The organism is Actinomadura verrucosospora (assembly GCF_039540335.1).
In the GTDB taxonomy this organism is placed as follows: Bacteria; Actinomycetota; Actinomycetes; order Streptosporangiales; family Streptosporangiaceae; genus Spirillospora; species Spirillospora verrucosospora.
This window is the reverse complement of the sequence record NZ_BAABEV010000007.1, coordinates 125095-140805: the sequence shown is the minus strand read 5'-3', so window position 1 is coordinate 140805 and position 15711 is coordinate 125095. Positions and strand designations below refer to the sequence as shown.

The window sequence follows — 15711 nt, the reverse complement described above, 5'->3', positions numbered from 1 at the left end:
GCCGCTCAGGGCCGGTACATGTTGATCCAGTCGACCGAGAGGGTCACGTCGGCCTTCCGGCTGACCCCCTTGGTCGTCAGCTTGGTCATCTGCGGGAACCAGTCGAGCTGGATGGCCTGCCCCATCTTCCCGGGCGGCAGGGCCTCCCGCTTCGAGGTGTGGAACCACCTGCGCCCGTCCACGTAGCCCGTGATGCCCCTGGAGTTCCACTCCACCGCGAAGGCGTGCCACTTGGTCAGGTCGATGCGCAGGTGGGAGTTCAGGCGCTGGGACTCCTTCTCGGGTCCGTAGTGCAGGAAGAAGTTGGTCCCGTTGCGCAGCCCCTCGTCGCCGTAGGTCTCCATCCAGTCGATCTCCCCGCCGCCGTTCTGCGGGTCGGTGCCGCCACCGCCGCCGACCGGCCACAGCAGCAGGTTGGCGTTGTAGCAGGCGCAACCGCGGCTCACCTTGACGCGGGCCTCCCAGCGGCCCTCCTTCTGGGCGCCCTTCATCCAGGCGACGCCCCCGGTGTCGCCGTTGCGCTTGCCGGTGATGCGCAGGACGCCGTTCCGGACGGTCACCGCCTTGGCGACGCGGCGGCCGCGGCCGCCGTTGCCCGGTCCGGTGTAGACCTCCCAGGCGCGCCGGTCGAAAGTGCGGAAGCCGTCGAAGGCGATCGGGCGTCCCCACCCGTAGCGCCGCGCAGCGGTCGCGGTGGGCCGCTTCTTCTTCGCGTGCTCGGAGTCCCAGGTGTCCTCGTGAGCCCGCGGGCCCGGCTTCCCGTAGGCGATGGCGGGCGCGGACCTCTCCAGGGCTCCGACGGCGCGGGCGGGAGCCGGGTCCGGGCCCGTCCCCGAGGCGCCGGCGAGCGCGAGCGAGCAGCCGGCGGCCAGGACCCCGCCGGTGATCATGGCCATTCTGTTTCGGGTCGGCAAAAGCATGGCGTTCCTCCGGGCGGCGAAATAGGCGAAGGCCCGGCCATAAAGGCGCCGTCCTTCATGCGCTTCGTTCACCGGAACGCTATGCGGGGCCGGCGGGCGCCCCTAGGGCCCTAGGGCCCTAGCGGCGGGGGTCGCGGGCCCCAATCGCGGAGGCCCTGCTCAGCCGCCCGGAGGCATGCCGAGCCAGGTCACGATGGCCGTGGCCCGGTTCGGCGCGCCGAGTTTCGCATAAATGCGATTGATGTAGTTCTTGACGGTTTTCTCGGTGAGAAATAGCTTGGCCGCGATGTCGTGATTCGCATGACCGCGCACGATCAGATCCATGACCTGGACCTCGCGGGCGGAAAGGCCGAAACGCGCGCGCTGCTCGGCCGGATCGGCCGCGGGCGCCGCCGGCCGGCCCGTCCGCGCGGCGTCGATGAGCGCGGCGCTGGCCGCGTGCGAGAGGGGGTGGGCCCGGTGCCGGACGGTGTCCCGGATCGCCGCGGCGAGCTCGTCCACCGTGAAGGTGTTGTGCACGAGGTAGCCGACGGCGCCGTTGCGGACGGCCGACAGGATCACCTCCGGCTCCTCCACCTGGGTGAGCATGATCACGCGGCTGGTCCGGCTCAGCGCGGCGGCGGCGCTCACCCCGTCGACGCGCGGCATCCGGACGTCGAGCAGCACCACGTCGGGCACCAGCCGCCAGGCCATCTCCTCGGCCTCGCGCCCGTCGCCCGCCTCGCCCACCACCTCGATGTCGTCGGTGGCCTCCAGCGCGGAGGTGAGGCCGGCGCGGATGAAGGCGTTGTCGTCCACGACCATGACGCGGTACCGCAAGGGCTCGTCCATCACCGGCTCCCTAGCGCGGCCCGCGCGGGCTCGGACTCCGGCCCCGCCGGCATCGACGCGGTGACCTCGGTGCCGCCTCCCGGGACGGAGCGCACGGCCAGCCGGCCGCCCGCCCTTCGGGCCCGCTCGTGCATGCCCACGAGGCCGTAATGGCCGCCGCGGGCGAGCTCGTCCAGCCAGCCGGGGTCGTCCGGCCGTCTGGACATGCCCTTACCGTCGTCCCGCACGCGCACCTCCAGGTCGCCGTCGTTGACGGCCGTGACGATGTCGACGCGGGACGCCTCCGCGTGCCGTCCCACGTTCTCCAGCGCCTCCCGCACGATCGTGATCATCTCGCGCCGCGCCGGCGCCGGGAGGTCCGCGCCCGCCTCGGCGTCCACCCGCACCGGGACGCCGGTGCGGCCCTCCCACTCCCCCGCCAGCACCCGCACGGCGTCGCCCAGCGGGACGCCGGCGGAGTCGTCGCGCAGCTCGGCGATGAGCGAGCGCGCCTCGCGGGTGGCGACCTGGGCCGCCGTGGCGATGCGCCGCGCCTCCCGCTCGGCGCGGTCGGGGGACTTGCGGACCCAGCCGGGCAGGCCGTTCGCCGACAGGGCGATGCCCGACAGCGTCGCGGTCAGCGAGTCGTGCATCTCGCGGGCCAGCCGGGTGCGCTCCTCGGCGGCCATCGCCTCCGCCTCCATCCGCCAGCGCGTCTCCTCGGCGGAGGCGTGCTCGTCGAACAGGCGGCGCAGCACCGTGCCGACGAGCGCCGCGACCCCGTAGAAGACGGGCAGCATGACGAGCAGCGGCATGGCGATGTCGCCGCCGTCGTCGGAGGGCGCGTTGCGGTAGAGCGCCGCGTAGTACAGGACGGCCTGCTGCGCGCACAGCAGCGCGGTGACCGGCCACCGGTACAGCAGCCCCGCGAGACCGGCGGTCACCACCGTCACGAGGAAGTAGGGGCCGAAGATCCCGCCCACCTGCAGCACCGCGTAGCCGATGAGGACGTCGAAGGCCAGGAGCGCGGGCTGCTCGAACAGCCGCAGCACGACCTTCTCCCAGCCCGCCAGCACCACGCCGGAGACCACGGCCGCGAGGACGAGCACGCCGAGCGCCCAGGGGTCGCCGCGCACCTGCCCGTCCACCACCACGGTCACCCCGATGACCAGCACGCGCAGCTGCATCAGCAGGACGAACGTGGTCCCGACCCTGGTCTCAACAGAACGCCGCAAGGCAGACGGAACGGATGCACCGGAGCGCGGCATCGCGAGGGCCCCTCCAGTTGACGAGCGCCGAGTCATGACGCCATTGATCTTGTCAAAGACCGCATAGCGAACATTAGTCATTCCGGACGAGGAGATCGCTACGATGCCTACGAGAACAGGCGTTCCCGTTCGCGGGAGGACACCGGTGACGGCTCCGAGAGCGGTCCCGCAGCCGGAGGAGGCGCATGATCCGGCTGATCTGCTCGACCTCATGCGCCACCTGCAGCAATGGTCCGGTCTGCCCCTTTCCGAGCTTGAGGAGCGAATGAACGCCGACGGCGTGGTCGTCCCCTCCGGGCTTGACGCGCTCCTCAGCGGGCACACGCTGCCGAGCCGGGGGCTGGTGACCTCCTTCGTGGCCACATGCGGCCTCGTGCCGGACGAGCGCAAGCGGTGGCTGCGGGTCTACGACCGCCTGTGCGGCCCCGCCGTCATGGAAGGCGACCGGCGCGGCGCGGAAGGCGACCGGCGCGTCGCAGGACGGCCGGCGCTGAACCTCGGCCCCGCGGCGCCTCCGCCGCCGACCCCGGCTCCCCGCCCCGCCCCGGCTCCCGCCCCGGCTCCCGCCCCGGCTCCCGTCATGGCCTCCGCCCCGCCTTCCGGGAGCGGCTCATCCGGCAGCCGATCCTCCGGGAGCGGCTCCTCCGGGCGGCACGCGGCGACGCCGCCGGGCCCGCGGCACCGCAAGAAGTCCTCGCGCGGGCAGGCCGACCGCCGGCCGGTGTCGCTCATGGTGGCGGCGCCCGCGATCATCACGCTCGGCGTGGTGGTCACGACGCTGGCGGGGGTGTTCGGCGGTGGAGGCGGAGGCAAGCCCCACCGGCCGCAGGCCTCGCCGGGCGCGTCCGCCAAGTCGGCGGCGCCCCCGGCCGGGTGGTACACGATCATGCCCATCACCGGCGAGCGGACCGGCGACTGCCTGTCGATCCTCCCGGACGAAGAACTCCTCCCGCAGCTGGCGCAGGACAAGTGCGTGGCGGACGACAGGCTCCAGCGGATACGGCTCGCCTCCGTCCCCGGCAGCGCCGGGACGTTCCAGCTGAAGGCGTGGACGCCGAAGGGCAAGCTGTGGTGCGCGACGCTCGACGAGAAGACCGAGCGGGCCACGCTGCACATGAAGGAGTGCGGAGACGACGATCCGCTGCAGCGGTTCGGGCTGACGCCGGCGGGCAAGCCGGTGAAGGGCGGGCAGCTGTTCGACATCGTGCCGGAGGCGACCCGGGACCACCGCATGTGCATGGGCGTCGACATCCGGATCAGCGGGGGGCTGGAGACGATCCTCGCCTCGTGCGGCAACACCGGAGTGCGCGGCTACCTCTTCACGCCCGCCTCCGAACCGTGACCGGGGCCGGTCAGTCGAGGTCGCGCAGGCGCTGGCTGACGACCTGGGTGACGCCGTCGCCGCGCATGCTGACGCCGTAGAGGGCGTCGGCGCCCTCCATGGTGCGCTTCTGGTGCGTGATCACGATCAGCTGTGACGACTCGCGCAGCTCCTCGAAGACCGTGATGAGCCGCTGGGTGTTGGTGTCGTCGAGCGCGGCCTCGACCTCGTCCAGCACGTAGAACGGGGACGGGCGCGCCTTGAACACCGCGACGAGGAACGCGATGGCCACCAGGGACCGCTCGCCGCCCGACAGCAGCGACAGCCGCTTCACCTTCTTGCCGGGCGGGCGCGCCGCGACCTCGACGCCCGTGGTGAGCATGTCGCCCGGCTCGGTCAGCGACAGGCTGCCCTCGCCGCCGGGGAACAGCCGGGCGAAGATCCGCTCGAACTCGCGGGCGGTGTCCTCGTAGGCGGTGCCGAACACCTGCTGGACGCGGTCGTCGACCTCCTTCACGAGGCCGAGCAGCTCGCGCTGGGTCTTCTTCAGGTCCTCCAGCTGGGAGGTGAGGAACGCGTGCCGCTCCTCCAAGGCGGCGAACTCCTCCAGCGCGAGCGGGTTGACCTTGCCGAGCTGGTTGAGCTGCCGCTCGGCGGCCTTGGCGCGCTTCTCCTGGACGGCCCGCTCGTACGGGACGGGACGCGCGTCCTCGCCCTTGTCCGGGTCGGCCGGGACGGGCTGGTCGGGCCCGTACTCCGACACCAGCGCCTCGACCTCCAGGCCGAACTCCTCCAGGGCCCGCTGCTCGAACTGCTCCAGCCGCAGCCGCTGCTCCGCGCGGGCGACCTCGTTGCCGTGCACGACGTTGACGAGGCGTTCGAGCGCCGAGGACAGCTCGCGCACCTGCCCGCGGACCACCTTCAGCTCCGCCTCGCGCGCCGCCTTGGCCTGCTCCGCGGCCTCGCGGCGGCGCACCGCCGCGGCGAGCGAGTGCTCGATGCGCTCCAGGGCCGCGCGGGCGCCCCGCAGGACGGCCTTGGCGACCCGGGCCTGCTCCTCCCGGCGGGCGCGGCGCTGGGCGGCGCGGGACCGCTCCTCGCGCTCGCGCTGGGCGCCGCGTTCGAGGGCGTCGGCGCGTCCGGCGATGGCCTGGACGCGCTCCTCGGCGGTGCGGACCGCGAGCCGCGCCTCCATCTCCGCGGTGCGCAGCTCCTGGCAGCGGGCGTTCAGCTCGTCGCGCGCCTCGGTGTCGTGCCCGGCCTCCTCGGCGACCTCGGCGGCCTCCTCGGCCTCGGCGAGCCGCACCGCCAGCTCCTCGGCCGCCTCGGTGTCGCGTTCGAGGGACTCCCCGGCCGCGTCGAGGGCCTTGGTCAGCCGCTCGGCCTCGCCCCGCGCGGCCCGGACGTCGGCCTCCAGGCGGGCGGCGCGCTTGGCCTCCAGCGCCGCCTGCGCGTCGTGCTCCCGCAGCCGCGCGCGGACGCGGTCGAGCTCGGACTGCGCGCGGTCGACCCCCGCCCGGGCGTCACCGGCCGCGGCCGCGGCCGCCGCGGCGGCGGCCTGCGCGGCGTGCTCGCCCTCCACCGCCTCGGCGAGCCCGTCGGCGGCGGCGGCAGCGGCGGTCTCGGCCGCGGCGAGATCCTCGGTGGCCTGGTCGAGCGTCGCGCGCATCTGCAGGAGGCCCTGCCCCCCGCCCGCGCCGCCGCCCTGCGCCCAGTGCGCCCCGACGAGCTCCCCGTCCCGCGTGACGGCCCGCAGCGACGCCTCCCCGCGCACGAGCGCGGCCGCGGCGGGAACGTCATCGACCACGACCACGTCCCGCAGCAGATGCTCGAACGCGGGACGCACGGAGTCAGGGACGCTGACCGCGTCGATCGCGTAGTCGGCCCCCGCGACCCGCTCCCCCAGCACGGGCGCCCCGCCGCCGATGACCAGCCCGGCGCGCCCGGCGTCGCGGGAGCGCAGCAGCGCGAGCGCGGCCTCCGCGGTCTCCAGCGACCCGACCGCGACGGCCTCGGCGGCGCCGCCGAGCGCGGCGGCGACGGCGGTCTCGTACCCGGGCCGGACGTTCAGCAGCGACGCGACCGTGCCCAGCACCCCGCCGAGCGACCCGTCGGCGCCCGCCGACAGCAGCGCCTCCCCGCCGTCGGCGGCGCTGGCGAGCGTCAGGTTCAGAGCCTCGATCCGCGCCTGGAGGGCCGCGACCTTCTTCTGCGCCGTCTGGTCGGCGGTGCGGGCCGCGCCCGCCGCCGACCGCGCCTCCTTCAGCGCGCGGCGCGGGCCGTCCACGGCGGCGCGGGCCGTCTCGGCGGCGTCCTTGGCCGCGGCGAGCGCCTCCTGCACCGCCTCGTGCTCGGCGGCGAGCGCCGGGTCCTCGACGACCTCCGCCTCGAACGCCTCGAACTCGGCCTGCGCGGACTCGGCGCGCTGGTCGGCCTCCTCCCGCGCGTCCGCGAGCCGGCCGATCTCCGACCTTCCCGCCTGCGCCTTGCTGCGCAGCGCCTCCACCCGGCCGCGCAGCCGGGCCAGTTCCTCGCGGCGGTCCGCGGCGGCGCGGGCGGCGGACTGGAGCCGCCGCTCCTCCACGGCCAGGGCCTCCTCGGCCGCCGACCGCTCCTCCACGGCGCCGGAGAGCCCGTCCCGGGCCTCGTCCAGCGCCTCGCGGAGCATCTCCTCCTGCTCGCGGATCTCGGCGGCCTCGCGCTCCATGTCCTCGGGATCGCGGCCGCGCCGCTCCTCCTCGCGCGCCTCGGCGGCGTTGCGGTGCCGCTCGGCCGCGAGGTCGGCGACGCCGCGGAGCCGCTCCTTCAGCGCCGACAACCGGAACCAGGTGTCCTGCACCTGCGCGAGCCTCGGCGCCTGCTCCGCCTCCTCGGCCTCCAGGACCGCCTCGCGCTCCTGCGCCCCCGCCAGCGCCCGCTCGGTCTCCGTGCGCCGCTCCCGGATGGCGGCCTCGTCGGCCGCCTCCTGCTCCAGCCTCGTCCGCAGCGTGACCAGGTCGTCGGCGAGCAGCCGCAGCCGGGCGTCCCGCAGATCCGCCTGGATCACCGCGGCCCGGCGCGCGATCTCCGCCTGCCGGCCGAGGGGCTTCAACTGCCGCCGCAGCTCACCCGTCAGGTCCTGCACGCGCGTCAGATTGCCCTGCATCGCGTCCAGCTTGCGGAGCGCCTTCTCCTTGCGCTTGCGGTGCTTGAGGACGCCGGCCGCCTCCTCGATCACCGCCCGCCGCCCCTCCGGCCCCGAGTGCAGGACCCGGTCGAGCTGCCCCTGCCCGATGATCACGTGCATCTCGCGGCCGATGCCGGAGTCCGACAGCAGCTCCTGGATGTCCAGCAGCCGGCACGCGTCCCCGTTGATCGCGTACTCGCTCGACCCCGACCGGAACATCAACCGGCTGATGGTGACCTCGGAGTAGTCGATCGGCAGCGCACCATCGGAGTTGTCGATCGTCAGCACGACCTCGGCACGCCCCAGCGGCGCCCGGTTCGACGTCCCGGCGAAGATGACGTCCTCCATCTTGCCGCCGCGCAGCGACTTGGCGCCCTGCTCCCCCATCACCCAGGCCAGCGCGTCCACGACGTTCGACTTGCCCGACCCGTTGGGCCCCACCACAGCCGTGATCCCCGGCTCGAACTTGAGCGTGGTGGAGGACGCGAAGGACTTGAACCCGCGCAACGTCAAAGTCTTCAGATACACGCGCCAGGAGCCCCCCTCCTACGACACCCACACCCCGAACATCCGAAGCACGATACTGGTTTTCTGGCTTCTTTCTCCTCCTTCGGGCCTGGCGGCCCTCCATCGTCGAAAAAAGCGGGGCGATCGCTGGCATCGCTCCGACTCGCCTTGGCGGCTCGCTGCGCGATCAGGTTCTTGCTTCGCTCGAACCTGCCTTCGGACGCGATCGCAACCATTGAGGTTGTTGCGTGGTTGCGGTGGGGGCTGAGGTCGGCGCGTCCGTTGTGATCCGGGTCGCCCTTCGGGCCTGGCGGCCCTGGGGCTTGCGTCCGGTGAGTGGGTTGCGGGCTCGCACCCTTCGGGCGCGGTCGCAACTCTTAGGGTCGTCGCTCGGTCGCCGGGGGGCGGGGCGTGGATCGCAGTGGTGGGGCCGAGGGCGGGTGCGCTGGGCGCGACGGGACGAGGGCTGGCACAAGCCCGGGGGACTCCATGGTGTAGCAGGGAGCTGACGCGACGGGTGGTCCTCACGATCGTCCGATCGTCCACACGCCGCCACTGGCGGTACACCTCAGGGTGCGGGCGAGAAGGGATGCTGAGGCGAGCACCGGACCCGTGGTGGCGTCAGGGGTGCGAGCGCGTTCGATTGCGCGTTCGAAGTTGGGAGGCCTGATCGCGCAGCACCCTCAGGGGAGACGAAAGATCTCCATCGTCGACCCCCGGTTGGCCCGGTGGGGAGGCTGGAGGTCGCCCTGGGGACGCGAGGTCGGCCGGCCGGGCGCTGCTACGAGCGCTCGGCACTTGCGACAACCCTCAACGGCTGGGTAGCGTCCGGTAACCGGTGGTACCCGCGCACCTGAGGACGTAGCGAGCCGCCAAGGCGAGCCGTGTCCACAGCCTCCGGCCGACTACTGCGACGGCCTCAACCACCGCCGCAACCCCGCGACGACCTGGGGGGCCGCGATCGCGTCCGAAGGCAGGTTCGAGCGAAGCAAGAACCTGATCGCGCAGCGAGCCGCCAAGGCGAGACGGAGCGATGCCAGCGATCGCACGCGTTTATCGACGATGGAGGGCCGCCAGGCCCGAAGGAGGAGAAAAACGCATTAAGTAAGAACCGGTTCGCGGTCCTTCACCGGGAGCGACATCACTTCGTCGTCCGTCGCCGTCGCGAGCGCGTCGTTCTCTGCCTGGAGCCGTACGAGTTCGGCCTCCAGGTCACGTACGCGCTGCTGCAGGCGCCGCATCTCCGCGACCATCCGGGGGTCGGGACCGCCGACGTGGCCGAGTAGAGCCTTCGCCATGACTAAGGGTCCTCCACGCTGAGTAACCAGCAGGGATCGCGCACGGGAAACTGCTGAAAGCGGTGCGCGTACCGTCTAGAGTCGCACCGGCCGGTGTCCTGGTCAAGCCGCACATCACAGGCCGGTAACAACCTTCCTCTACTAGTTTAGCAGGTACAAACCGGTACTCCCTACCCGGTCAGCGTTCCCGGAACCCGGAGGCCTCCCCGCGGGGCGGGCCCCAGCGGTCGACGACGCCGGTCACAGCGCCGGGACGTCCGGGAACGCCGCCCGGAACGTCGCCGTCGAGCATCTCCAAGAGGCGCCGGCAGCCGGCGCGCGGGCCCTCGGCCACGACCTCGACGCGGCCGTCGCTGAGGTTGGTCGCGCTGCCGGCGAGGCCCAGTTCGAGCGCCCGCGACCTGACCCACCAGCGGAACCCGACGCCCTGGACGCGTCCCCGCACCCAGGCCGTGAGCCGCACGATCTCGTCGTCCTCGCTCATCGCTCCCCTCTCGGTCCCGCTAGTACCGTGCCCGCCTGGGGCGGGGCTGGCACACCGGGCAGCTGTAGGACGAGCGGTTCATGAACTCGTCGCGGCGGATCGGCGAGCCGCAGCGGCGGCAGGGCTCGTCCCGCCGCCCGTAGGCGTCCAGGGACCGCTCGAAGTAGCCGCTCTCACCGTTGACGTTCACGTAGAGGCTGTCGAAGGAGGTGCCGCCGACCTCCAGGGCGGCCGTCATGACCTCTCGTGCGGCCTCCAGGACGCGCGCGGCGTCCGCCCGGGTCATCGTCTCGGTCGGCCGCGCCCAGTGCAGCCTGGCGCGCCACAGGGCCTCGTCGGCGTAGATGTTGCCGACCCCGCTGACGAGGGACTGGTCGAGCAGGGCCCGCTTGATCCCGGTCTTGCGGCGGCGCAGGGCGCGGTAGAAGGCCTCCGCGTCGAAGGCGTCCTCCAGCGGGTCGGCGGCGATGTGCCCGATCGGCTCGGGGACGAGCGCGCCCGCGGCGAAGGCGTCGGGGACGAGGTCGGCGACCATGAGGTGCCCGAAGGTGCGCTGGTCGACGAAGCGCAGGTCGAGGCCGTCGTCGTCGAACTCGACGCGGACCCGCAGGTGCTTCTCGCGTTCCCGGCCGGGCTCGCCGACGAGCAGCTGCCCGCTCATGCCGAGGTGCGCGAGCAGCGCCTCGCCGGGGGCGCCGTCGTCCTCGGCCTGGAGCGGGATCCACAGGTACTTGCCGCGGCGCCGGGGGGCCAGCATGGTGCGCTTGGCGAGACGCCCGGCGAAGTCGGCGGGGCCCTCGGCGTGGCGGCGGACCGACCGCGGGTGCAGGACCTCGGCGGACGCGACGGTGCGGCCGGTCGTCCAGCTTTCCAGGCCCCGCCGGACGACCTCGACCTCGGGAAGCTCAGGCACCGGCCTGCGCCGCCTGCCCGGCCTCCCTGGCCGGGTCCTCGCCCTGCGGCGGGCCGGCCTGCGCCGCCTCGCGCTCGACGACGAGCTCGCGGATGGCGTTCCAGGCGGCCTCGGCGGCGTGCTGCTCGGCCTCCTTCTTGCTGCGGCCCTCGCCGGACCCGTAGGTCTGGCCGCCGACCCGCACGGAGGCGCGGAACGTCTTCTGGTGGTCGGGACCGCTCTCGGCGACGTGGTACTCGGGGACGCCGAGCTCCTCGACGGCGGTGAGCTCCTGCAGCGAGGTCTTCCAGTCCAGGCCGGCGCCGAGGCCCGCCGAGCGCTTGATCAGCGCGTCGAAGAGCCGGTGCACCAGGGCGGACGCCTCGCCGAGGCCCCGGTCGAGGTAGACGGCGCCGATCAGCGCCTCCAGCGTGTCGGCGAGGATCGAGGCCTTGTCGCGGCCCCCGGTGCCCTCCTCGCCGCGGCCGAGCCGGATGTGGGCCCCGACGCCGAGGCCGCGGGCGACTCCGGCGAGGGCGCGCATGTTGACCACGGCGGCGCGCAGCTTGGCGAGCTGCCCCTCGGGCAGGTCGGGGTGGCCGCGGAACAGGGTGTCGGTGACGACGAGGCCCAGCACCGAGTCGCCGAGGAACTCCAGGCGCTCGTTGGTGGGCAGGCCGCCGTTCTCGTAGGCGTAGGAACGGTGTGTCAGGGCGCGTTCGAGCAGCTCGTCGTCCACGTCGACGCCGAGCGCGCCGGTCAGTTCCGCGCGCTCCGGCGCGGGGTCGTTCTTCTTAGCGCTCACAGGCCCTCCTCGCAGGCCGTGCACCGCGCGGCGCGCGGTCGCCTCTGCGGCGCGCGGCCGATGGGCCGGACGGCGAGGACGCTCGGCGGGGAGGGTCCGCGAAGACGAGGTGCGCGCCGGTCGGTCTGATCCCGGCGTGCACCACGGCTCCGGGCGCAGTCTCCGCGCCGGTCACCACGCCGACGTCACGCGCCGGGTGGTCGGGGTGCGTGTCCTTCCGCACCGTGAGGGGCGGGCCGCATGCGCGGATCCGCCCCCCAGGATGCGAGAAGACTCAGGCCGACGGGGCGATGACCTGCCGCCGGTCGTAGGTTCCGCACGTCGCGCACGCAGTGTGCGGCAGCTTGTGGTCGCGGCACGTCGGGCACTCGACCAGGTTCGGCGCGGCGGTCTTCCACTGCGAGCGCCGGTGCCGCGTGTTGCTGCGCGACTTCTTCCGCTTCGGGACGGCCACGTCAGCCCTCCTGCTTTCCTTCTCGATCCGATGAATCACGGGTGCCGGAGCTCCCGTTCCCCCGGTCGGGGGCTGCCGGCGCGTTGTCGCCGGCAAGGTCCCGCAGCGCCGCCCACCGGGGGTCGGCGACGTCGTGTCGGTGGCCCGGCTCGACGTCGGCGAGCCGCGCACCGCAGTCCGGGCACAGGCCCGGGCAGTCGTCCCGGCACAGCGGGGAGAGCGGCAGTGCGAGCACCACCGCGTCCCGCAGGACCGGTTCGAGGTCGATCAGGTCGCCCTCGAGGCGGAGCTCGTCGTCGTCGGCGTTCCCGCCTGAGCGGGTGTCGTCGTAGACGTACAGCTCCTGGAAGTCCGCCTCGAAGGTCGAGGCGATCGGGTCGAGGCAGCGGGAGCACTCCCCCTTGAGAGGGACCGTCGCCGTGCCGGTGACGAGCACCCCCTCAAGGACCGCTTCGAGCCGGAGGTCCAGCTCGATCGCGGCGCCCTCGGGGACGCCCACCATCTCGACGCCGAAATTCTCCGGTGCCGGCACGGTCAGGTGCTCCTCCCGCGACGACCCGGGTTGCCTGCTCAGAGCTCGGGTGTCGAGCTTGAACGGGGCATTGGGATCGTTGCGTGTCAGCGGAATCCTGCTTTCGTGAGGCATGGTGGAACGGCGGCCGCCTGTGATGGCCGAGGTCCCAGGGTACCGAACACCGGCCGCTGACCCAACTCGCGGCCCGTCCACCAGGAGCAGGCCGGTCAGCCGTCCTTCTGGAGCCGCTGCACCAGCCGGTCGTGGACGCTGTCGGGAACGAGGCCGGAGACGTCCCCGCCGAATCTCACGACCTCCTTCATCAGGCTGGAGGACAGGAACGCGTACTCGGGGTTGGTCGCCATGAACAGCGTCTCCACGCCGGCGATCCGGTGGTTCATCTGGGCCATCTGCAGCTCGTACTCGTAGTCGCTGACGGCCCGGAGCCCCCGGACGATCACCGGGATGTCCTGCTCCTTGCAGTAGTCGACGGTGAGCCCGTAGAAGGTGTCGACCGACACGTTGCCGTACTCCCGGGTGACCTCGGAGATCATGTCGGCACGCTCGTCCACGGTGAACAGGCTCTTCTTGCTCTTGTTGATCAGCACGGCGACGACCACCTCGTCGTAGAGGCGGGAGGCGCGGCTGATGATGTCGAGATGCCCGTTGGTGACGGGGTCGAACGATCCCGGACAGACGACACGGCGCACGGCGCGAACCCCTTCGGTCCCGGTTTCTGACCTGCGGCGTGAACGTACCAAATCGCATTCGGCCGGGTTTCCACCGGGCTCGCCGGGGCCGTCCTCAGCCGCGCAGCGCGTCGATGATCCTGGCGGCGACGGGGCCCGACTCGATGCCGTAGCCGGACGCCTCGGTCATCACCGCGACGGCGTACCGGGGGTCGCTGCGCGGGCCGAACCCGATGAACCAGCGGTCGTTGTAGGAAGCGCCCTCGACGTCGGCGGTCCCGGTCTTGCCGCCGAGGATGGACGTCCCCCGCAGCGACTTGCCGGTGCCCCGCTCGACCACGGCCTCCATCATGTCCCGCAACTGCTTCGCCTGGTCCGCCGTCAGCGCGCGCGACATCCGCTGGGACGAGATCTTGTCGACCGTCGACCCGTCCGGGGCGCGCAGCCTGTCCACCAGCCGGGGCCGCATGACCTCCCCGTCGTCGAGGACCGCGGCGGCGACCATGGCCATCTGCAGCGGCGAGGCGACCGTGCTGCCCTGCCCGATGGAGCCGAGCGCGCTGAGCGACGGCTGGTCGGTCAACGGGAAGGAACTGGAGGCGCTCTTCAGGCCGTGCGCGAACTCGATCCGGTCATCGAACCCGAACCTGCCCGCCTGCGCGTTCACGGCGTCGTTGCCCGGTTTCTGGGCGCCCATATAGGCGAACGTGGTGTTGCACGACTGCGCGTACGCCTCGATGAGAGGGATCCGGGAGAGGTCGCAGGAGCCGCCGATGTCGCCCGCGTCGTTGTTGATCGCCTGCCCGGCGCCCGGAGGCCTGTAGCTGCGCCCGGCCCTGACCCGCGTGTCCTCGCTCGTGCCCGACCTCAGCGCCGCCGCGGCGACCACGGTCTTGAACGTGGAGCCGGGCGGGAACAGCTCGTAGGCGGCCTTGTTGAGCAGCGGCTTGCGCGGCTGGTCGCCGAGCCGGTCGAACGCCTCGGTGGCCCGTTTCCGGTCGAGCGTCGACACCTCGTTCGGGTCGTAGGACGGCGTGGAGGCCATCACCCGGATCGCGCCGGTGCGCGCGTCGAGGACGACCGCCGCGCCCCGGCCCGCGCCGCTGGACTTCAGCGCCTCGTAGGCGGCGCGCTGCGCGTCCGGATCGATGGTGGACTCCACCGTCCCGCCGGGGACGTGCTTGCCGATCAGTTTGTCGACGAGGTTGGAGGTGGCGAGACGGGCGTCGGTCCCGTCCAGGAAATGGTTCTCGGCCTCCTCCAGACCGGTCTGGGAGAACACCGAGAAGTAGCCGGTGACCGGCGCGAACGCGGCGCCGTCCTTGTAGCGGCGCTGGAACCGGTCGTCGCCGACCTGCTCGGACCACGCGAGCCGTTCGCCGCCCGCCACGATCGGCCCCCGGTCGATCTTGAACCGGTCCTCGAACTGCCGGGCGTTGAGCGAGTCGTCCCGCAGGCTCTGCGCCTGGAAGCCCTGTACGTAGGTGACGTTCACCATCAGCGCCAGAAAAAAGAGCAGGGTGATGACCCAGGTACGCGCCACCGCGCGGTCGATCCCGGGCTTCATGGGCGTTCCCCTACCCGAACCACCGGAATGTCAACGGGCGACCGCACGGCCGTACCAGAACACCGCCTCGCCGTAACGCCGCTCCCGCTCCGCCTCATACCCGTCGGGCCACTCCAGCGCCGGGCCCCGCGCGGCGCGTTCCACCACGACCAGCGCATCCGGGGACGCCCACCCGTTGTCGCGCAGCTCCTCCAGCAGAGAGGTCACGGACACGTCCGCCAGCGCGTAAGGCGGGTCGGCGAAAATCAGGTCGTAGGGCTCGTCCGGCGCCTTGCGGACGAGCCGCTCCACCTTGTCGGCGCAGGGGACGGCACCCGGCAACCCGAGCGTCTCGGCGTTCTGCCGGATCACCTTCATCGCCCGCGGATGCGACTCGACCAGCAGCGCATGCCCGGCCCCCCGCGACAGCGCTTCAAGCCCCACCGCCCCCGACCCCGCGTACAGATCGGCGACACGCAGCCCGTCCAGCGGCCCGAGCAACGCCAGAACCGTGGAGAAAAGCCCCTCCCGCGCCCGATCGCTGGTCGGCCGGGTCTCCCGCCCCGCCGGCACGGCCAACCGCCGCCCCCCAGCACTACCCGCAATAACCCGACTCACGGTCTTAGTATCGGCCCACCAAGGCGCACCCACCGCATTGCCGTCACCCCGAGAGCCCCCACCTGCAACAACCCCAGCCGTCTCCCAACCCCGCAACGACCCCAGCAGCCGCGATCGCGTCCGAAGGCAGGTTCGAGCGAAGCGAGAACCTGATCGCGCAGCGAGCCGCCAGGCGAGACGAAGCGATGCCAGCGATCGCCCGCCTTTATCGACGATGGAGGGCCGCCAGGCCCGAAGGAGGAGAAAAAGGCAATAAATACAGCGGGCCGCCAGCGCCGTGCCACGCTGACGGCCCGCTCGCGGCCGGTACCAACTCCGGACCGAAGGACCGGCCACGTCACTCTCGCGACCGCCCACGAAGCCGAGTTCGAGCGAGCGCGAGAACTCTCAGCGCCTAGCGAGCCGCCAGGCGAGCCGTG

Annotated in this window: 14 protein-coding genes; 1 reads left to right on the top strand and 13 read right to left on the bottom strand. The window is 72.7% G+C overall.

The window, feature by feature from the left end; translation table 11 throughout:
- Positions 1-5: 5 nt before the first annotated feature.
- The 3 genes from ABD944_RS10905 to ABD944_RS10895 form a co-directional block, all read right to left on the bottom strand.
- The gene (locus ABD944_RS10905; protein WP_345174972.1) at positions 6-890 is read right to left on the bottom strand and encodes a glycoside hydrolase family 16 protein; all 885 of its coding nucleotides are present in this window, start codon (positions 888-890) and stop codon (positions 6-8) included.
- Positions 891-1079: 189 nt separating this feature from the next.
- On the bottom strand, positions 1080-1751 hold the full coding sequence (locus ABD944_RS10900; RefSeq protein WP_345174971.1) for a response regulator transcription factor: 672 nt from the start codon (positions 1749-1751) through the stop codon (positions 1080-1082).
- On the bottom strand, positions 1751-2965 hold the full coding sequence (locus ABD944_RS10895) for a sensor histidine kinase (protein WP_345174970.1): 1215 nt from the start codon (positions 2963-2965) through the stop codon (positions 1751-1753). The genes ABD944_RS10900 and ABD944_RS10895 overlap by 1 nt, the downstream gene beginning before the upstream one ends.
- A 178-nt stretch (positions 2966-3143) precedes the next feature.
- On the opposite strand from ABD944_RS10895, the gene ABD944_RS10890 reads away from it, so the two are divergent.
- On the top strand, positions 3144-4340 hold the full coding sequence (locus tag ABD944_RS10890; protein ID WP_345174968.1) for a hypothetical protein: 1197 nt from the start codon (positions 3144-3146) through the stop codon (positions 4338-4340).
- Positions 4341-4350: 10 nt separating this feature from the next.
- On the opposite strand, the gene smc is transcribed toward ABD944_RS10890, so the two are convergent.
- From smc to rsmD, 10 genes are all read right to left on the bottom strand, one after another.
- On the bottom strand, positions 4351-8013 hold the full coding sequence (smc, locus tag ABD944_RS10885) for a chromosome segregation protein SMC (protein WP_345174965.1): 3663 nt from the start codon (positions 8011-8013) through the stop codon (positions 4351-4353).
- Between the two features lie 1079 nt (positions 8014-9092).
- Entirely contained in the window at positions 9093-9290 is a 198-nt protein-coding gene (locus ABD944_RS10880; protein ID WP_173398374.1) for a hypothetical protein, read from the bottom strand.
- Between the two features lie 178 nt (positions 9291-9468).
- Positions 9469-9774 carry an acylphosphatase gene (locus ABD944_RS10875; protein WP_345174960.1) on the bottom strand — a complete coding sequence of 102 codons (306 nt, stop codon included), beginning with the start codon at positions 9772-9774 and terminating at the stop codon, positions 9469-9471.
- A gap of 19 nt (positions 9775-9793) precedes the next feature.
- Positions 9794-10687: a bifunctional DNA-formamidopyrimidine glycosylase/DNA-(apurinic or apyrimidinic site) lyase gene (mutM, locus tag ABD944_RS10870; protein ID WP_345174958.1), complete on the bottom strand. Its 894-nt coding sequence runs from the start codon at positions 10685-10687 to the stop codon at positions 9794-9796.
- Positions 10680-11471 (bottom strand): ribonuclease III, encoded by a 792-nt coding sequence (rnc, locus tag ABD944_RS10865; RefSeq protein WP_345174956.1) that lies wholly within the window; start codon positions 11469-11471, stop codon positions 10680-10682. Before rnc ends, mutM begins: the two co-directional genes overlap by 8 nt.
- Positions 11472-11745: 274 nt before the next feature.
- Entirely contained in the window at positions 11746-11925 is a 180-nt protein-coding gene (gene rpmF, locus ABD944_RS10860; protein WP_067632153.1) for a 50S ribosomal protein L32, read from the bottom strand.
- 1 nt (position 11926) lies between these two features.
- Positions 11927-12571 (bottom strand): YceD family protein, encoded by a 645-nt coding sequence (locus tag ABD944_RS10855; protein ID WP_345174952.1) that lies wholly within the window; start codon positions 12569-12571, stop codon positions 11927-11929.
- 95 nt (positions 12572-12666) lie between these two features.
- Entirely contained in the window at positions 12667-13149 is a 483-nt protein-coding gene (coaD, locus tag ABD944_RS10850) for a pantetheine-phosphate adenylyltransferase (protein ID WP_179843344.1), read from the bottom strand.
- A gap of 94 nt (positions 13150-13243) precedes the next feature.
- Positions 13244-14695: a penicillin-binding transpeptidase domain-containing protein gene (locus ABD944_RS10845; RefSeq protein ID WP_345174949.1), complete on the bottom strand. Its 1452-nt coding sequence runs from the start codon at positions 14693-14695 to the stop codon at positions 13244-13246.
- A 30-nt stretch (positions 14696-14725) separates the two neighbouring features.
- Entirely contained in the window at positions 14726-15292 is a 567-nt protein-coding gene (rsmD, locus tag ABD944_RS10840; RefSeq protein WP_345174947.1) for a 16S rRNA (guanine(966)-N(2))-methyltransferase RsmD, read from the bottom strand.
- Between the last annotated feature and the right edge of the window lie 419 nt (positions 15293-15711).